Consider the following 17,949-nt stretch of genomic DNA (forward strand, 5'->3'; position numbering starts at 1 on the left):
TCCTATAGGTAATCCGCCGATACATGCGGGCTGGCGTGGATGAAGCTCCATATGTCCTTGCTGACCGCGACGATATCGGCGATCGATTTTTCAAGGTGCTCGATTTCCTTCTCGTCCATGCGTTCGACCTTGCCGTAACGCACCTGGCTGTCGTCCTCCACCAGCCGCATCAGTTGCGTACTGGCGATTTCGCCTTTTTCATCGAAGGAATAGATGCAGTGATTGTATTTGTTGCGCGTCCTGGCTTCCTTCTTCAGCCGCGCCATGATGGAGAGGATGGTCTTGCGGTCCTTCGCATCGGTGGAAGGAAGCTTCGCCAGGCGCTCGATCAAATCCATGCGCGCCCGCGTGGTGTTGAGCGTCAGGAACACGACGATGGCCGCTTCCTTCTCCACTTTCAGGAGATGGACGATCAGATAGATCATCAGGCTTTCGGTGTTGGTCCACACGTAATTCAGCCTGCCGACCAGCAGCAATACATCCGACATCGCCGCCATGCCGCTTCTCCCGCCCCGACGAAATATAGTGATATTATATGCCGACCAGCGCGGGAATGACAGTGTACGTCACTGTTATTTCTTCATCTTTCCTTGAAGGCGCGCGACATGCTGTCGGAAATCGGTTTGGTCAGATATTCGAAGAAAGTGCGCTCCGAGGTCTGGATGAGAACGTCGGCCGGCATGCCAGGCACGGGGTGGAAATTATGCACCTTGGCGATTTCCTCGTCGGGGATCTGCACACGCACGATGTAGACATCCTTGACCTGAAGCCCGGCATTTTCCTCGATACTGTCGGCCGAAACGTAAAAGACCTTGCCGTTCAGAACCGGCGTGGTGCGGCGGTTGAGCGCGGAGAGGCGGATCGCGGCGGTCTGGCCCTCATGAAGCTGGTCGATGGAGGTTCTGAGCACCTGCGCTTCCAGAATCAGCGGCACATGGGCCGGCAGGAGTTCCATGATCGGCTTGCCTGTCGTGATGACGCCGCCCGGCGTGTGGTAATAGGCGCGCACCACCGTGCCGTTGACGGGGGAACGGATGACGGTGCGTTCCAGCACTTCGGCTGCACCGCGTACCTGTTCGCGCACGCTGTCGAGATCGGATTCGGCGGTTTCCAGCGCATCGAGCGCGGCCTGCTTGTTGGCGTTAACGGCGATGATCGCTTCCTGCCGGAACTTGGCGATTTCCGCCTCGCTCTGGTTCATTTCGCCGCTCAGGCGGGCGATGTCGCCCATCGCGTCGGCAATGGCGCGTTCCAGTGCCAGCATGTCCGTCTTGCGGATGACGCCATCCTTGGCGAGCCGCTCCTTGGAATCGCGCTCCTGTGTCAGAAGCGCCAGCTGGCGGTCGAAGGACTGCTTTTGCCCGTCATAGCCATTATAGCGGAACTCCAGCGACCTGATGTTTTTGTCGATCAGGTTCAGCTGCTCTTCCAGTTTGACGAGCTTGCTGTGGAACACGATGTTCTGGCTCTGGATGATGGCGTTGATGTCCGGGTCGCCGGCCTCCTTCATGACGATGTCAGGCACCTTGAAGCTTTTTGCGCCCTGGGCTTCGGCCCGCAGGCGGGTCACGATGGTTTCGAGGCGAAGCCGTCTCAGCTGCAGCATGCGCTCATTGGCAAGTGCCGTCGTCTTGTCTAGCGTCAGGAGAACGTCGCCCACCTTGACCGTGTCGCCTTCGCTCACCATCATTTCCTTGATGATGCCGCCTTCCAGATGCTGCACGACCTTGTTGTTACCGGTGGCGACGAAGCTGCCTTGGGCGATGATGGCGGAAGAGAGCGGTGCGGTGCCCGCCCAATATCCGAAACCGCCGAAGGAGGCGAGCAGCACGGCAAGACCGATCGAGCTATGCAGACGAATGGAGCGCGGCACCTCGCTGTACCATTCCAGCTGGCCCTGGGGTTTGATTTCGGCAATGGCGTTTTTCTTCTTGAACATGACGAACCTCAACCCTCGATCTGTGGCGACTGGTTGGCCGGGCGGCCATTACCGGAAAGCGCTTTCAGCACCTCCAGCCTTTCGCCGAACATGGCGACGGATCCGTCCTTCAGCACCATGATCTTGTCGACGCATTGCAAAAGGGCGGGCCGCTGGGTGATGGTGACGGTGGTGATGCCCTGTTTCTTGGCGTGCAACAGCGCCTTGGCCAGCGCCTGTTCGCCGTGTGTATCCAGATTGGAATTTGGCTCGTCCAGCACCACGAATTTGGGATCGCCGAAAAAGGCGCGGGCTAGCGCGATACGCTGTTTCTGGCCGCCGGAAAGCGGCGCGCCGTCGGCGGCGACCACGGTTTCATACCCCTGCGGAAAACCGGCGATCAACTCATGCACGTCGGCCAGCACTGCAGCCTCGTAAATCTGCCGGTCTTCGACATCGTCGCGCATGCGGCAGATATTGGCCTTGATGGTGCCGGGGAAAAGCTGCACGTCCTGCGGCAGGTAACCGATGCTTTCACCGAACTGCCGCTGGTCCCAGTTGCGCAGATCCATGAGGTCGAGACGGACATTGCCTGAGGTGGGCAGGATGGAACCGACCAGCATCTTGCCGAGCGTCGTCTTGCCGGAACCGGAATTACCGATGATGGCGAGCGATTCCCCCTTTTTCAGCGAAAAGGAGATGCCGTTCAAGATCACCTTCTTCTGCGGCGGCGGCACGAAGAGGATACGCTCCACATCGAGGCGCCCTTCCGGATTGGGCAGGCGCAGGCGGGGGAAGTTGAGCGGCGAATTGATGAGAAGCTGCTTGATGCGGCCATAGGCGGCGGCGGATTTGTTGAACTGGTGCCAGCCTTCGATCGCACCTTCGATGGGGGCGAGCGCGCGGCCGGAAATGATGGAGGCGGCGATGACCATGCCGCCGGTCAACTCGCCGGAAAGCGACAGATGCGCGCCCCAGCCGAGCAAGGCCACCTGGGTTATCATGCGCGCCGCCTTGGAGACGCCGGAAAACATGATGTTGCGATCCTGCGCCGCGACATGCGATTTCAGCGACCCTGCGGTTTCGCGGCCCCACATCTTCACCGCTTCCGGGATCATGGCGAGCGCATTGATGATCTGCGAATTGCGCGACATGGAATCGAGATGGAAATTGGCGCGGCTGAGATAACCGGAAGCTTCGGAGAACTGCCGTGCGGTGAAGCGCTGGTTCAGCCAGGCAATGGTGAACAGCACGACACAGCAGACCATGATGATGATGCCGAGATGCGGATGGACAAGATAAACCACCACGATGAAAAGCGGCATCAGCGGCGCATCGAGAAAGGCAATGAGCGTGCCGGAGGTGAGGAAGGAGCGCAATTGCTGCAAATCCTGCAAGGTCTGGTAGTCCTTGCCGCTGCCATGCAGGGAGGCGCGGGCGGCGGCGGAAAGGATCGGTGCGCCGAGCTGCACCTCAAGTTCGACCGCGGTGCGCATCAGGATGAAGCGGCGGATGGCGTCCATGAAGGCCTGCAGCAGGACCGCGCCAAGAACCGCGACCGTCAGCATCACCAGCGTATCCATCGAGCGGCTGGTCAGCACCCGGTCCGATATCTGGAACAGATAAAGCGGTATGGCGAGCAGCAGGATGTTGATGGCGACGGTGAACAGCATCACCACCACCATGTTGCGCCGCACGGCCGCGATGCCCTTGGCGAGGCTGGCGGCGAAGTTGATCGGTTCGCTGCGCTTGTGGAAGCCGCTCTGGTTCCCACCACCGCCGCCGCCACCGCCGCCATTGTCTGACGGTTCCCTGCCGTTGCCGCCGCCGCCCGTCACGGGCCGGCGTTCATTTTCACGGATCGGCCCGTCATTATTGTCGATGGTCTTGGTGAAGGGCAGATCGGGTGTGGCTTTCAGCTCCGCATTGTCGATCTTGGCTTTCGGTTCCGGCGGGGCCGGCCTTTCCTGCGGTGCGCTGCGCAATTGCGGGGTGGCCTCGGGGGAAGCCTGCAGCGTGGGCTGCGGCGGTGCAGGCATGATCGGTGCGGGCATGGGGGAGGGTGTTTCTGCTTTTGCCGTCTGTTCGGCGCCGGATAATTGGCGCAGGTTTTCGACGGCTTCATTGATGGCTGAAATACAGGCATCCGTCAGCTTGCTGTCTTCCGCGTCCTGATCCAGCGGCAAATCCAGTGAGCGTCCATCGGCAATGGTTTTTCTTGAAATATGATCCATTTTATATCGGTCCCCTCGGTGATCTTGCGGTGTTTGCCGTTTTGGTTGCGGCGGGGCGCGTTCTTGTAGTTTTCCCCGCTCGCCAAAACCTATGCGGTGACCGCCTGCATGACGTCGGATGAATGGGCGTTCGACCATGACAGGTCGTGACCGGCATTGATGACGCCATCGGATTCGTTCTCGATGGTGGCGGGATCGTCGTGAAGAAAGGCGATGACCTCATTCGCCAATTGGCCTTGCTGCGCCGGTTGCGACGTGTCGTTTTCGATAATGCCGCCCTGGATCAGGATGGCGTCGGAATAAACGCCGCCGGCGACATAGGTGGTGGAGCCGAAGCTGTCGTAATCGACGATCTGCGCCAAGTTGACGACGGCGTTGCTGCCGGTGTCGATATGGACGGTGGCGTCCTCGTTGTTTTCCAGAACCTTGGCGGCGGCCTGTGTCACGTCGTCGGAATCGCCCAGCACGCTCACCTGCTTGATGATGCTGACATCGTAAAGATTGCCGGTGATATAGAGGACGTTCAGCCCCTCATAGCCGGCGAAATTGACGTCATGGGCAAGCGCATCCGGCATGTTGGGATCGCGCTCATTGATCGCGTTCACCGTCTGCGTCATGTAGTCCGGCATGGTTTCGAAACGGTCGTTGCCGCCGACATTGTGAATGGCGGCATCGTTCCACAACAGGTTGTTGCCGGACTGGATGGTGGCGCCTTCCGGCGCATCGGGATTGGCACGCACCCAGTCATTGTCGTAAAGCACGGCGATCTGGCTGATGATGTTCATGTCCAGCACATTGCCGCCGATGATGATCAGATCGTATTGCATGCCGATGCCGAGGAAATTCGCAATGTTGAGCGCGGCATTGCCGCCCGTCAGCAGGCTGACGGTCGCTCCCGAGGTGGTGATCGTCATCGTGTCGTTGTCGCTGACGAACTGGTATTGCTCGATCCAGTGCACGAAAGAAACGTCGCCTTCCAGCACGCTGACGCGCCAGCCGGTGGGGAATATCGGCGGCTCACCGTTTTCCTGGCTGCTGTTCTCCGTGTTTTCTGCGCCCGGATAGACGCTGCGCTCGAAGCTGGCGATATTGAAGGCTGCCGTTACCGCCTGGTCCTCGGACTGTGTGAAAACGGAGTCGATCTCGTCCCGGTCGCTATAGATATAGGCCTGGGTGATCGCGTCGATCTGGTGATAATCGCCCATGACGGCGGTAACCGAGGTCATGACACCGGTATTGACCAGCGTGGCGATGTTGGCGACGACATTGGCGCCTGCGGCCACATCGAGGCTATTGCCGGCCGGGCTGTCCTCGTGCAGCGAAACATCGCTCTTTTCCGGCTCTTCCGCCGGCTTGGCGATACCGCGATCAGGCATGTAGTCGTCGAGTATCGGTTTTTCGCTGGCTATCGAGCCGTTGATGTAGAGCCCGTCAATGTCGTTGCCGGCCAGAACGAAATCCTGATCCGCACCGGTGCCGAGCGACGTCACGTCGTTTTCGCGGGCATGGTCGATATAGTCATGCGCGGACTTGGCGAGCGCCTGCAGGGCGTCGTAACTGTCGGTGCGCTGGAAAACGGCAAAGGGCGTGAAGACGGCCGCTTCATTGTAGAACTCGACGGTGCGTTCGGTGACGAAGCTCGTATCGCGGCCCGCATAGGGGCCGTCCGTCATGTTCAGATAGTCGTCGTCCTGGAGAATGTTGACCTGCGCGACATGGGCGATGACCGAACCGGGACCGGGGTGAACCACCAGTTCATATTCCTCCTCGAAGGAAAGACGGCCGGGAAAACGGAAATGGGCTGCGGAAATATCGACCGGGATGGCATTTGCAAGCTGCTGCATGTCGTATTCGACAGCGCGGGCGAAATGCGGCCGGATATAGTCAAAATCATAATAGCCGGCGTGGTATTTGACACCGGGGTCGTAGTCCTCGAGCGGAACGTCGTAGTTCTTGTCGAGCAGCTTTGCCGCTTCATCGTCCGGCAGACGGTCCGGATCGGATTGCGCCGGGCCTTCGGTATAATTGGTTCTCAGACGCGCTTCTTCGATCACCGTGTCGAACAGGCCGATGAAATGCGCGATCATGTCCGAAATCTTGTCGATATGCATCGGAGGTCCCTCCCTGATCATCGCGGCAGAGCCTGGAGGCTGCGGACGGCGCACGTCTCAGAGGCGGCGCTTCGTTTTTACGCAGACCCGGTCCTTCAACCGCGAACTGCACCGGCGGGTGCCGGTGCAGCTCTTTTCGTCAAGAGGTGGGTATCAGGAGTGATCCTCACCGACATCAGACACATGCGAGTTACCGCCTGTGATCGTGACATCAACTGCGTTGGAGAGCATGTTGGCGCCCTGCACCAGTTCCAGATGGAAGCCGGAATTTGCCAGGATTGCCGATGCGTCCGCAGTGCTGGTGCCTGCTGCATCGTCGCCGGCCTTGAGGTCCCAACCCTTGCCGTCGATGCCTTCGGCGCCAAAGGCGTCGCCTGCATTGGCGCTCAGGTGGTTTTCAGCGCCACCGTTCTGCATCTTGATGTCATAGGCCTCATCCTGATCCGCCAGGTGGTTGGCCTGCACCATGCTGAAGCCGGTGTCGTTGCCGTCGCCATTCAGCGAGCCGTTGAGGATATTGTCGACATCGAGAGTGAAGGAGAAGTCGTCACCCAGATTGAAGGTGAGATCTCCGCCGGCGATGCCGAGATTGCCGACATCCTTGACGCCCGTGATGTTGCCGAAGTCGTCATCTGACTTGTAGAAACTGTCCGCGGAGTTGAAGCTGTCGGAGGTCGTCGTGGTCTTGGTGGAGGTGTCGTTGTCGGAATAGTTGGACGTCTTTGTGTCCGTATCCGTGATTGTTTTCACATTGGTGTCGTTGTCGCTGTACGACTTGCTTTCATAGCTCCAGTCGTAATCGACCTTGATATCGGTGTTGGTTTCGGTGCTGGTCTTGGTGGTCGTGTCGTTGTCGCTATAGGACTTGCTGTCATAGCTCCAGTCATAGTCGTTGTCGCGATTGTCGCCGTTATTGGCCTCAACATCGATCTTGGCGTCAACATCCACATTGGTGCTGTTGTCGCTGTTGTCGTTGTTGCGGTTTTCGCCATTCGCGGTGCCGACGTTGCTGTCTTCCACCTTGGCGTCATTGGTCGACGTGTTGGCGAAACCATCGGAAAGCGCGCCGATCTTGGTGATCTCGTCGCCGGATGACTTTGGATCATAACCCATTTCATTTCCTCCGAAAAAGCTCGGAGCAGCTTTCGAAATCCCTCTCATCTCAAACGGGATTTTTTCGCGCTTGCCCCGGATAGCATGAAGATTGATGTTTGCAGATGCACTCGGTACGCATCATCTGCGGTTCGGTATTGGCCCGTGATCGGGCTCTTTTCGTTCAGCCCTTGTGCGCTACTCGGTAAAAAAGGCGCACAAATCCGTTCCTCGCTCCAACGGGGGAGCGCGGTGGCTTCGTCTTTTCGCTTGCATGTTTTCTTGAAAAGGGACCGGCGTTTTTCAAACACACGTCAAGGCCGGAGATATCTTTCCATCGGCCGCCGTTCAGCGACGGTCAGACTGTGCCGCAGAAAAATTGCGCTTCCTAGATATCAATTCGGGCTAAACATATCGGCGTTTTCGTCCAAATATATGTGCCGCGGGGGCCGTTCCGCGGTCTTTTTCATCCCGTTTGGCCGTAAATGAAGCTCGCTTGGGCTGGAAAAAGCTGTTTTTTGAAAAACATGGTTTATTTCGGTCGGAAAGGGTCTTTATCCCGAAAAGGAACAGCTTCAAGCCTGGTTCGCCGGCGAGCTATGTAAAGAGATATCAACTAAAAGTTATATTTTCCCGGATTGCAAAACCATAGCGAAACCTTTTCCGATGTCTTTGTTTTTGCAGCGCTTACCGGATGAATGATTCTATCCCGTCGTAACCTATTTTGTATGTCAATTGTAAAAAATAACCCGTTTGGGCCATTTATTTACACAGCTTTTCGTATTAGCTTTCCTGAATTAACGGGTGATTAATGATAATTGACATGGCCTGAGACGGGGAATTTCCCCCACGTATTGAGGGGAAAGATACCCGGCGGACGAAAGACTGCACAACCAAAAGAAAGTAATGCGTAAGCGCTTTAGGGAGGCGTCAATGTTCATGGGAACGTCAGATTATACAGCAAAACAAAAAAACACCGTTGCTCCTATAAATGGAACTTTATTGGTCATTGCGGATCCGGACCTGTTTTCCGAGTGCCTCATGGAGGCGCTGGGCAAAAAGTTCCCAACATTCGCGGTGGTCAACATAACGTCGTCGGCCGAGATCGACGATGATTACGGTAATAATGTCCGCCTGGTGTTGCCTTACCGGATGTCGGGCGAGCGACTTCACACCGTTCTTTCGGAGGTTCGGGAAAAACATCCCGATGCGCCGATCGCGCTCGTCGTCGAAACCATCGATAAATTCGAGGAGCCGCTGAAGCGGCTGGTGGGCATGCGCGTCATCGATGGCGTGCTGCCGCTCAACCTCAGGCTCGATGTCTTCATGGCGGCCGTGGATCTGCTTATGAAGGGCGGAGAACATTTTCCAGCCGCTCTTCTCGGCAAGCTCACGCCTTATTCACCGTCGGTCAACGGCAAGAGCGTTCAAAACAATGCCGTGATCGCCAACCGTGCCGATGCCCTGGCCGCAGGCCGGGGTGAGGCAGCGACGCTGACGACACGCGAGGTGCAAATCCTCGACCTGCTGTGCAAGGGAACGCAAAACAAGATCATCGCTGATCGGCTGCATCTGTCCGAGAACACCGTCAAGGTTCACGTTCGCAACATCTATAAGAAAATGAACGTGCGCAACCGCACGGAGGCGGCTTCGCGCTTCTTCCACAAGGATGAAGACGCGACCTTCTCCGGCGGCTGGAAGAACTGAGCGTCAGGGCGGCAAGAGCCGTCCGGACGCCAGTTCCCTCCGGTGTTTCTGCTGGAGGCTCAGGGCCTCAGGAAGCAGCGGGATTTCTGCCCGAATCCGCTCGGTGAGCAGATATAGGGAGAAGAGCCGGAATAGGACTGCCGCGATACAGCGGGCGTACCCGAGGCATCGGCAACAAGCGTAACGGCCGCGTTGCCCGTTTTTTGATAACCGTAGGACGTCTTCGCCGGAGCAACCCGGTTCTTGATCGTCGTCGTGTTTGCCGACGCGGTCTTGATGAGAACGGCGTCTTCGACCACGGAGCATGAAGCCGTCGCGAAAGTGAAAGTCAAAAGCGCGCCGGCAACGAGCGCGAGACGACAATGGCGGGCTGTTTTGCCGCCGCGGGAATAAGGCATTTCATTCGTCATGTGTGTCCCCTGAAATCGACTGTCTGTCGCATCTCGCCGGGCGGTTTTGTCCCGGTGGACCGAGCCTTACAAAACCAGGATAGTCCCGACTGGTTGAGCGAAGCTTGCGCTAATGCTCAATAAGAAAGGCATAATGGTGGCATAGTTAAAAAGTATTAAATCAAGAGGCTATTTTGAGTAATTTTGGGTAATCAATTGTAATATTTTGATAAAATGAAGTTGACCTGCCTTCTGCTACGCCTATCATGAAAGTTGAAATTTATCGAACTGAAATATCAAACCTCCAGAAGAAGTAAAAACCGGAGGATGATATTCAAGATATCGCACAATCGGAAGTTTGATCTAGTTTAGTTGAATCAGCCATGCTGATTCCTCATGGGGAGGAGTGTGTAATGCGTAATTTCGTTCCCAACGAGCACGACAACGGCGTCACCATCTACTCCGAATGGAGACCTGGTCAACGCGTTCTCGTCAACGGCGGTGCCGGTTTTCTGGGCTCGCATCTTTGCGAGCGCCTGCTGAGCAGCGGTCACGAGGTTATCTGTCTCGACGACCTTTCGACCGGACGTACGGCGAATGTGGCGCATTTGCGGGACAATAAACGGTTTCTGCTGGTCGAGCACGACGTGCGCAAGCCCTATGACATCGATGTCTCGCTGATCTTCAACTTCGCCTCGCCGGCTTCGCCGCCCGATTATCAGCGCGATCCCGTCGGTACGTTGCTGACCAATGTGTTGGGTGCGGTCAACGTGCTGGAAGTGGCCCGCAGATGCGGGGCGACGGTAGTGCAATCCTCGACATCGGAAGTCTATGGCGATCCGAACGTCAATCCGCAGCCGGAAACCTATCTGGGCAATGTAAATACAATCGGGCCGCGAGCTTGTTACGATGAGGGCAAACGCAGCGCCGAAACGCTGTTCTTCGATTATCACCGCTGCCACGACGTCGATATCAAGGTGGGACGCATTTTCAACACCTATGGGCCGCGTATGCGTCCCGATGACGGGCGCGTGGTTTCGAACTTCATCGTCCAGGCGCTGAAAGGCACCGACATCACCATTTATGGCGATGGCAGCCAGACCCGCTCCTTCTGCTATGTCGACGACCTGATCGACGGCTTCCTGCGGTTTTCGGCCAAGCCGAAAGATTGCACCGGACCGATCAATCTCGGCAACCCGACAGAAATTCCGGTGCGGCAGCTCGCCGATATCGTCATCCGCATGACGGGTTCCCGGTCGCGCATCGTGCACCTGCCGGCGGCTATCGACGATCCGCAGCAGCGTCGCCCCGATATTTCACGGGCAAAGGAGCTGCTGAGATGGCAGCCGCGCGTACCACTCGAAATCGGCTTGGAAAAAACCATCGTCTATTTCGATGCGCTGCTGGCCGGCAGGAATGTGGTGGAGGCCGTATGAGATGCCCCGCACAATCCTCGTCACGGGCGGGGCCGGATTCATAGGCAGCCACATCTGCAAGGCGCTGGCGCAATCCGGTTTCAAGCCCATTGCTTACGACAATCTCTCGACCGGTCATGCGGATTCCGTCCGCTGGGGGCCCTTTATCGAGGGCGACATTCTCGATCGTGGCCTCCTGGGGGCCACGCTGAAGGAATTTTCGCCGGCCTTCGTCATCCATTGCGCCGCCAACGCCTATGTCGGCGAATCCGTTGAGGATCCGCGCAAATATTACCGCAACAATGTCGGCGGCAGCCTGGCGTTGCTGGATGCCTGTCTCGACCAGAATATCGGCGGGCTGGTATTTTCCTCCAGCTGCGCCACCTACGGCGTGCCGCCGCAATTACCGATCCGCGAGGAAACGGCGCAGATGCCGGTCAATCCTTACGGGCGCACCAAGCTCATCTTCGAAATGGCGCTTGATGATTATGCCGCTGCCTATGGCCTGCGTTTCGTGGCGCTGCGTTATTTCAATGCCGCCGGCGCCGATCCGGACGGCGAACTTTGCGAGCGGCACGAGCCTGAAACCCATCTGATCCCGCGCGCGCTGATGGCCGCCGCCGCACGGCTGCCGCAACTCGATGTCTTCGGAGCGGATTACGACACCAGCGACGGCACCTGCATTCGCGACTATATCCATGTCAGCGATCTCGCCGATGCCCATGTGGCCGCCGTCAACTATCTTGCCGAAGGCGGGGAGACGCTGCGCGTCAATCTCGGTTCCGGCCACGGCACGTCGGTCGGCGATATCCTCCGGGCGATCCACCGGGTAACGGGGCAGGAGGTGCCGGTGCATTTCGGTGCAAGGCGCGCCGGCGATCCGCCCGCCCTTTTTGCCGATATAAGGCGGGCGGAAGAGACGCTCGGCTTTATTCCGAAGCGTTCGGATATCGACACGATCATCCGCACGGCCGGTCCCGGCTTCGGACTGGAGGTGCGGTCATGAAAGCCCGTTCCACCCATTCCGTTCCATCGGCCCGCGCGGTTGCAATCACCGACGATCTGCGTATGCAACCGGTTTTCACCGGCTGGAACCGCATGGCCTATCGTCTCGGCATCGGCGGCTGGCTGGTGACGCTCGCCTATTTCTGGATCTGGTGGCTCGATCGCGATCGCGTCATCGACTGGCCTTATTACACCGTCGTCACGATAACCTTGGCGTGGATCACGCTTCTGCCGTCCTATTTCATCTTCATCTTCCTGAACGCGAAGGTGGTCGATCCGCAGTCGCCTCTGCCGAAGGGCCGGGTGGCGATGGTCGTCACCAAGGCGCCATCGGAACCCTTTGCCGTGGTGCGCAAGACGCTGCTGGCCATGCTGGAGCAGGACGGTCTGGAATTCGATGTCTGGCTGGCGGATGAGGCTCCGGATGAGCAAACGCTGAAATGGTGCGGCGCGCACGGCGTTTTTGTTTCCACCCGGCAGGGCGTCGCGGAATATCACCGCAAGACCTGGCCGCGGCGCACACGCTGCAAGGAAGGCAATCTCGCCTATTTCTACGATCATTACGGTTACGAGCGTTATGATTTCGTCGCCCAGTTCGATGCCGATCATGTGCCGGAACCGGATTATCTGCGCGAGATCATGCGTCCCTTTACCGATCCGAAGGTGGGCTATGTCTCGGCCCCGAGCATCTGCGATGCCAATGCCGGTGAAAGCTGGGCCGCGCGCGGCAGGCTTTATGCCGAGGCAAGCCTGCATGGCGCGCTGCAGCTGGGCTATAATAATGGCTGGGCGCCGCTCTGCATCGGCTCGCATTACGCCGTGCGCACGAAAGCCCTGCGGGAAGTGGGCGGTCTTGGGCCGGAGCTTGCCGAGGATCATTCCACCACGCTGTTGATGAATGCCGGCGGCTGGCGCGGTGTCCATGCGGCCAATGCCATTGCGCATGGCGACGGGCCGGTGACCTTTGCCGATCTCATCGTGCAGGAGTTTCAGTGGTCGCGCAGCCTGATGACCATTCTGCTGCAATATTCACGGCATTACGTGCCGAAGCTGCCGCCGCTGCTGAAGTTCCAGTTCCTGTTTTCGCAGCTCTGGTATCCGCTGTTTTCCGGCTTCATGGCACTGATGTTCGTGCTTCCCGCCATCGCGCTCATAAGCGGTCATGTCCTCGTCAATGCATCCTATCCGGTGTTTCTGGCGCATTTCATGCCGATTTCGCTGATCATGATCGTGTTCGCATTCTTCTGGCGGGCCACGGGCGCGTTCCGCCCGCATGATGCCAAGCTCTTTGGCTGGGAAGCCATGGTGTTTCTGTTCCTGCGCTGGCCCTGGTCGCTGATGGGCGTGCTGGCGGCGATACGCGACACGATCCGTGGCGATTTCGTCGATTTCCGCATTACGCCCAAGGGCACGCAGGCAAAACCGCCGCTGCCGCTGCGGGTCGTTGCACCTTACATGGCTTTGGCGGCGCTCAGCCTTCTCGCCATGGTTCTGGCGCCGCGGGAAAACGGCGCGGAAGGGTTCTTCGTCTTCGCCGCCATCAATGTGGCGATCTATGCGGGCCTTTCGGTGTTTCTGCTCATCCGCCATGCGATGGAAAACGGCGTGCCAAGGTTGCCGGCATTGCGTGGTGGAGCAACCGCCGCCGCCTGTTCCCTGCTGCTGGTGGGTGCAGGTGCGGCGCAGCTCAACTCCCATGCGATTGGCGGGCTGGAAGCCCTGTCGCACGGGCAACCCTATGTCAGTTTTACCGAAACACGCTTCACGGTCGCCGGTGCGGGCGTGGAAGGCGCAAGATCGGTACGGCTGAAACTGCGCATCGCCCTGCCGGGACTGCCCGGGCAACAGGAAATGCAGGCGGAACCCATCGTTGTTCCGCCGCCGGCGGTGGCAACTGGAGAAATCATGCTGGCCGACAATAGGGTCGGACAATGAAGGAGGAGGCTGTGATGAAAACAACAATAAGCAAATGCGGATTCTCCGCTTTCGTACTCTGTCTTGCAGTGGTTGCGCCAAGCGCCGTCCATGCTGCAGGCGGCACGAAGACGCCGAAACCGCTCAGAACCAGCGAAGTCGTGGACATGTACTTCGACAAGACCTGGAAATGGGATACGGGCGGCGGACGCTTCATTGCCGACGGCCGTAAATTCGTCGCCGCAACGGAAGAAAAGGGCCAGAAATCCATCGGTGAAGGCCGTTGGACTGTGGATGCCAACGGCACCTTGTGCATGCGCGCCACCTGGAAAAGCGCAGCCGGTAACGGCAAGGCCGATACCTGCTTCGACCATGGCCGCATCGGCAAGGTGCTCTACCAGCGCAAGCAGGGCGGGCCCTGGTATGTGTTCCGACACAACCCGCCACGCGCTGGCGATGAATTCCTCAAGCTCGTCCGCAAGGACGATGTAACGCCGCAGATCGCCGCTTACGACAAGGCGATGACGGCAACAAGGTAAGGAGTAAGGTGTCATGCAGATAACAAGAAGAAGACTTCTGTTCGCAAGTGGTGCCGCCGCAGCCTTTACCGCCGGTATGTATCCGGTGCTCAAGCTCGACGCGCAGGGCGTCGCCCCCATGACGTCGACGGGCATGAAGACGCTTGCCGACAAACGCCCGACATTGCATGCGGAGGGTATCCGCTTCGGCGCCTACGATCCGCATGGCGATTTCACCGCCCAGGCCGGGGTGGCAACGGAACATCTGTTCCTGCCCTGGGAAGACGTGGATCTCGATAGCCTCGCGCTCGCGGACGCCTATGCCCTGGAGCGCAAGCGCAACGTGCTGATTACGGTGGAACCCTGGTCGTGGGACGTCAACTGGCGGCTCACCTCCGACGAGTTGCGCCGCAAGGTGCTGAGGGGCGATTACGACGAAAACATGCGGGCGATCGCCGCGCGCATGTCGGCAATGAAGAGCCCGCTCATCCTGCGCTGGGGGCAGGAAATGGAAGACACGTCCGGCCGTTTCTCATGGTCGGGCTGGAATCCTCAGGACTACATCACGGCCTACAAGCGCATGGTGGACATGACCCGCAAGGCGGTGCCCGGCGTCAAGGTGATGTGGTCTCCGAAAGGTCTCGATGGCCTGCGGGTCTATTATCCCGGCGACAGCTACGCCGATCTGGTCGGTCTCTCGGTCTTCGGTCTCGAGGATTATGACAAGATCGAATATGGCGGACCGCAAAAGTTCTCCGATCTGCTGCGCAAGGGCTATGGACTTGTCGAACCCTTCAACAAGCCGATCTGGGTTGCCGAACTCGGCTATGAGGGCGGCGATTCCTATGTTCGTCCGTGGATGAACGACGTGACGTTGAAACAGGCGGATTTTCCGAGACTGGAAGAGGTCGTCTATTTCAACGACAAGGATGTTCACGCCTGGCCGCACAATCTCGGCAAACCCGACTGGCGCGTCGTACGTCCGGCCAAGGCCTGACTGACTTCGAAAACCGGCGAGCGGCAGCCATGCCGCTCGTCCGGTGGCCCGTGGTCAGTTACCCGCCGCCAGCACGGCCTCCGCCTCATAAATGGCGCAGACGATGTGGTAGAATGTGCTTGCCGGTGCCGGCTCGTCGAGCATCGGCCTGTCAGCCGGCCATTTGTCGAACCACAGACCCTTGACCGGCGTGTCGAGGAAAGGCTGCAGCGCGCCGATGGCCCTAAGGCCGGAGGTGAGGTAACGCTGCCGCTCCTCGCCATTCGTGACGCTCGCCAGCCGCACCGCCGCCTTCAGCCATTCCGTCTGCGGCCACAGCCGCGCCAGCCCGTCATGCACCGAAAAATCGTCAAAGAGGCTCATCACCGCCACCTTGCGGCGCGGGCAGATGCCATGCCCTTCGCCGATCTCGAACAGTCTCTTGGCCTTTTCAATCGCCTCGCCATTACCGCGCAGGCTGCCCCAGCGCACCAGAAGCCAGGCCCATTCGAACTGGTGGCCCGGCTCCATGATGCGGCCCTTCTCGCCCTCGTAGGGTTTCCAGTCTTGGCTGAAGAATTCGCGCAGGCCACCATTGCCGCCATCGATGAAGCGGGTGAGCGCCAGGTCGGCGATCTCGTCGGCCAGCGCCGACCACGGACCATCCGGATCCTGTTCTTCCCATGCCAGCATCGCCTCGAAAAGATGCATGTGTGGATTGGAGCAGAGCGGTGCGCGCGGCGGGTTTTCCTCCTCGAAGCCGGCGAGGGGGTGTCTATAGTCGCGTTTAAGGAGCGCAAGAATATCGAGCGCTCGGCCACGCATCTCGTCCCGGCGCTTAGGCAGGCTCGTGGCGGCCTGAGCGGAGACGAAAAGCGCAAAAGCCTGATTGTAGAGATCGAAGGAGGGATCGATCAGCCGGCCGGTCTGGTCGGCAAGGTTGCCGTAAAGGCCGTTATCGAGGCGGTAGACCTTCTCGAACCAGCTTAAGCCATGCAGGAGTGCGTCTTTCCACGGCCCCTGCCAGCCATGCTGGCCGGCGGCGGCGAAACAATAGGCCTGGCGCGGCTGCACACGGGCGCGGCGATCGTCGGAAAAGACCGGTTTCGCATCCTGGCCGAGGCGCTCGTAAAATCCGCCATCTGGGCGGGCCGCTCCCGCCTCCCACCACAAAGGCAGGGCGTCCTTGTCCAGCCATTTGCGTAAGGCCGCGATCTCTTCGGCAAGCGTCTGCGCGATGCTCGGAAATTGCACGGTCATGCGGTAACTCTCTGTTTTTAAAGCGGAATGAAAAAATAGACCAATAAAAATACGTAATTATGGAGGCAAATAGATCATGGGACATATTGCGCTGCAACCGTAAAAATTATCGATCCTACGCTGGGCCAACCCATGGCGGCGTGAATGGTTCCATTATTGTGCAAGTCTGGACTGCTGCGCAGATGATTCGTAAGCCACAAAGTATCAGAAATTACAACGCAAATTTGAGATTGCTTATTCGTAGTCCTCACGTATTTCGTAACAATGGTCTGGTCATTAGTGATTCGGTCTCCTTTTAACCTGGGCGGCGTTGGGGAAATAAAGGGGCGCAAGGCAGTGAGATTTTCTGCCTATACTTCATTGCTGTTCTCCATTGCGGTTCTTTCGGGCTGCAATACTCCCGCGGGCGTTCGATCGTTCGGGGGTGCGCAGATGTTGTCGCCGTCCGAAGCGCTGGTTTTTCCGCCACCGGGCGGTCCTGAAATCGTCACCGTGGTCAACCGCACCTATTCCAACGCGGTGGCGCAGCAGGTCATCTTGCGCTCCGAGGCTGCCACGCCCGGGCAGAATTATATCAAGGCGGAGTTTTTCGGTCCGCAGCAGGCCGGCGATACCGATGGTGACGCCCTGGCTTTCACCGGTTTTAGGGCATCCTCCGTCGCCCGTGAAATCCGCGCCGAATTTCCGGGCGAAAGCATTGCCATGTCGGCAAACTACTTTCAGAACGGTTATGGCGCCTTTTCCTATGCCGCCGGCAAGGGGCGCGGCGACGATACCTGTCTTTATGGCTGGCAGGACATACGCTCGCCGGAAAGCATGCGGCAGGATTTCCGCAATCTCGGACGCATTAAGGTGCGGCTACGCCTTTGCCAGTCCGGCGCAAGCGTCGAGCGGCTGCTGGCGGTGATGTATAATTACACGATCACCGGCACCTATGCTTCGCCAAGCTGGAACCCCTACGGCACGCCGCAGGCGGTTGACAAAAATCTCGGCCGACCGGGTCATCCGGTCTATCCCGTGAAGGCGGAAGATGTGCCGATGCGGCCGGGCGGCGGGGACGTGACGGCCAGCGTGCCGCCCCGGCCCGTTCGTCGCGTCGTGGCCGTCGCGCCAGCGCAGCCGGAACCGCAGCCGCTGCCGCCCGTTGCTGCAGTCAGTATTCCGTCGCCCGCCTCGGCCGGGGCGCCAGTCCAGCCGGCAAGGCCAGCGGTGGCGGGAAGGCGCATGGATGGCGGGGTGATGGAAAGGGGGCAGCCGCCATCACAGGTCCCGCAGGTGTCCATTCCTTCGCCCTCATGTTTGTCCGGTCCGGGGGCGGTGCAGGGATGCAGATGATCGCCGGAGCCAGCGGGAAAGACGGCGCAGACGTGCAATTCGTGGTGATTCCGGGCCGAAACTCCGGGTGGGGAA

The 17,949-nt window shown here is 58.8% G+C and carries 14 protein-coding genes; 7 read left to right on the plus strand and 7 right to left on the minus strand.

Translation table 11 applies throughout. From position 1 onward, the window contains the following. Window positions 1-2: 2 nt before the first annotated feature. The 5 genes from O3S81_RS10220 to O3S81_RS10240 form a co-directional block, all read right to left on the minus strand. Complete coding sequence (locus O3S81_RS10220; protein ID WP_269342856.1) at window positions 3-497, minus strand: hypothetical protein; 495 nt, start codon at window positions 495-497, stop codon at window positions 3-5. 83 nt (window positions 498-580) lie between these two features. Continuing rightward, complete coding sequence (locus O3S81_RS10225; protein WP_269342858.1) at window positions 581-1,939, minus strand: HlyD family type I secretion periplasmic adaptor subunit; 1,359 nt, start codon at window positions 1,937-1,939, stop codon at window positions 581-583. Window positions 1,940-1,947: 8 nt separating this feature from the next. Continuing rightward, a complete protein-coding gene (locus O3S81_RS10230) occupies window positions 1,948-4,152 on the minus strand; it encodes a type I secretion system permease/ATPase (protein WP_269342861.1) in 2,205 nt (734 codons plus the stop codon). An 89-nt stretch (window positions 4,153-4,241) separates the two neighbouring features. Beyond that, the gene (locus tag O3S81_RS10235; RefSeq protein WP_269342863.1) at window positions 4,242-6,263 is read right to left on the minus strand and encodes a hypothetical protein; all 2,022 of its coding nucleotides are present in this window, start codon (window positions 6,261-6,263) and stop codon (window positions 4,242-4,244) included. A 153-nt stretch (window positions 6,264-6,416) separates the two neighbouring features. Next, window positions 6,417-7,376 carry a fibrinogen-binding protein gene (locus O3S81_RS10240; RefSeq protein ID WP_269342865.1) on the minus strand — a complete coding sequence of 320 codons (960 nt, stop codon included), beginning with the start codon at window positions 7,374-7,376 and terminating at the stop codon, window positions 6,417-6,419. Window positions 7,377-8,288: 912 nt separating this feature from the next. Here O3S81_RS10240 and O3S81_RS10245 point away from each other — a divergent pair. Next, window positions 8,289-9,062: a helix-turn-helix transcriptional regulator gene (locus tag O3S81_RS10245; protein WP_269342867.1), complete on the plus strand. Its 774-nt coding sequence runs from the start codon at window positions 8,289-8,291 to the stop codon at window positions 9,060-9,062. 59 nt (window positions 9,063-9,121) lie between these two features. On the opposite strand, the gene O3S81_RS10250 is transcribed toward O3S81_RS10245, so the two are convergent. Continuing rightward, window positions 9,122-9,472: a hypothetical protein gene (locus O3S81_RS10250; RefSeq protein ID WP_269342868.1), complete on the minus strand. Its 351-nt coding sequence runs from the start codon at window positions 9,470-9,472 to the stop codon at window positions 9,122-9,124. A 392-nt stretch (window positions 9,473-9,864) separates the two neighbouring features. On the opposite strand from O3S81_RS10250, the gene O3S81_RS10255 reads away from it, so the two are divergent. From O3S81_RS10255 to O3S81_RS10275, 5 genes are read left to right on the plus strand one after another with little or no spacing between them, the layout of a single operon-like run. Further along, window positions 9,865-10,887, plus strand: coding sequence for a UDP-glucuronic acid decarboxylase family protein (locus O3S81_RS10255; protein ID WP_269342869.1), 1,023 nt, complete (start codon window positions 9,865-9,867; stop codon window positions 10,885-10,887). A 1-nt stretch (window position 10,888) separates the two neighbouring features. Further along, window positions 10,889-11,872 carry a UDP-glucose 4-epimerase GalE gene (gene galE, locus O3S81_RS10260; RefSeq protein WP_269342870.1) on the plus strand — a complete coding sequence of 328 codons (984 nt, stop codon included), beginning with the start codon at window positions 10,889-10,891 and terminating at the stop codon, window positions 11,870-11,872. Further along, the gene (locus O3S81_RS10265; protein ID WP_269342871.1) at window positions 11,869-13,806 is read left to right on the plus strand and encodes a glycosyltransferase family 2 protein; all 1,938 of its coding nucleotides are present in this window, start codon (window positions 11,869-11,871) and stop codon (window positions 13,804-13,806) included. The genes galE and O3S81_RS10265 overlap by 4 nt, the downstream gene beginning before the upstream one ends. A gap of 14 nt (window positions 13,807-13,820) precedes the next feature. After that, window positions 13,821-14,324 (plus strand): DUF995 domain-containing protein, encoded by a 504-nt coding sequence (locus O3S81_RS10270; protein WP_269342873.1) that lies wholly within the window; start codon window positions 13,821-13,823, stop codon window positions 14,322-14,324. A 13-nt stretch (window positions 14,325-14,337) separates the two neighbouring features. After that, complete coding sequence (locus O3S81_RS10275; protein WP_269342875.1) at window positions 14,338-15,300, plus strand: glycoside hydrolase family 26 protein; 963 nt, start codon at window positions 14,338-14,340, stop codon at window positions 15,298-15,300. A gap of 54 nt (window positions 15,301-15,354) precedes the next feature. Here O3S81_RS10275 and O3S81_RS10280 read toward each other — a convergent pair whose 3' ends face one another. Further along, the gene (locus O3S81_RS10280; RefSeq protein ID WP_269342876.1) at window positions 15,355-16,539 is read right to left on the minus strand and encodes an AGE family epimerase/isomerase; all 1,185 of its coding nucleotides are present in this window, start codon (window positions 16,537-16,539) and stop codon (window positions 15,355-15,357) included. A gap of 432 nt (window positions 16,540-16,971) precedes the next feature. Between O3S81_RS10280 and bcsN the strand changes: the two genes are divergently transcribed. After that, complete coding sequence (gene bcsN / locus O3S81_RS10285; protein ID WP_269342879.1) at window positions 16,972-17,874, plus strand: cellulose biosynthesis protein BcsN; 903 nt, start codon at window positions 16,972-16,974, stop codon at window positions 17,872-17,874. Window positions 17,875-17,949: the final 75 nt, after the last annotated feature.

Source organism: Agrobacterium sp. SOY23, assembly GCF_027212525.1.
GTDB lineage: Bacteria > Pseudomonadota > Alphaproteobacteria > Rhizobiales > Rhizobiaceae > Agrobacterium > Agrobacterium tumefaciens_I.

Coding starts and splice junctions, on each gene's coding strand:
- O3S81_RS10245 (WP_269342867.1), top strand. CDS start 8,289: ATGTTCATGGGAACGTCAGATTATACAGCAAAACAAAAAAACACCGTT.
- O3S81_RS10230 (WP_269342861.1), bottom strand. CDS start 4,152: ATGGATCATATTTCAAGAAAAACCATTGCCGATGGACGCTCACTGGAT.
- bcsN (WP_269342879.1), top strand. CDS start 16,972: ATGTTGTCGCCGTCCGAAGCGCTGGTTTTTCCGCCACCGGGCGGTCCT.
- O3S81_RS10250 (WP_269342868.1), bottom strand. CDS start 9,472: ATGACGAATGAAATGCCTTATTCCCGCGGCGGCAAAACAGCCCGCCAT.
- O3S81_RS10270 (WP_269342873.1), top strand. CDS start 13,821: ATGAAAACAACAATAAGCAAATGCGGATTCTCCGCTTTCGTACTCTGT.
- O3S81_RS10220 (WP_269342856.1), bottom strand. CDS start 497: ATGGCGGCGATGTCGGATGTATTGCTGCTGGTCGGCAGGCTGAATTAC.
- O3S81_RS10275 (WP_269342875.1), top strand. CDS start 14,338: ATGCAGATAACAAGAAGAAGACTTCTGTTCGCAAGTGGTGCCGCCGCA.
- O3S81_RS10235 (WP_269342863.1), bottom strand. CDS start 6,263: ATGCATATCGACAAGATTTCGGACATGATCGCGCATTTCATCGGCCTG.
- O3S81_RS10255 (WP_269342869.1), top strand. CDS start 9,865: ATGCGTAATTTCGTTCCCAACGAGCACGACAACGGCGTCACCATCTAC.
- O3S81_RS10265 (WP_269342871.1), top strand. CDS start 11,869: ATGAAAGCCCGTTCCACCCATTCCGTTCCATCGGCCCGCGCGGTTGCA.
- O3S81_RS10280 (WP_269342876.1), bottom strand. CDS start 16,539: ATGACCGTGCAATTTCCGAGCATCGCGCAGACGCTTGCCGAAGAGATC.
- galE (WP_269342870.1), top strand. CDS start 10,889: ATGCCCCGCACAATCCTCGTCACGGGCGGGGCCGGATTCATAGGCAGC.
- O3S81_RS10225 (WP_269342858.1), bottom strand. CDS start 1,939: ATGTTCAAGAAGAAAAACGCCATTGCCGAAATCAAACCCCAGGGCCAG.
- O3S81_RS10240 (WP_269342865.1), bottom strand. CDS start 7,376: ATGGGTTATGATCCAAAGTCATCCGGCGACGAGATCACCAAGATCGGC.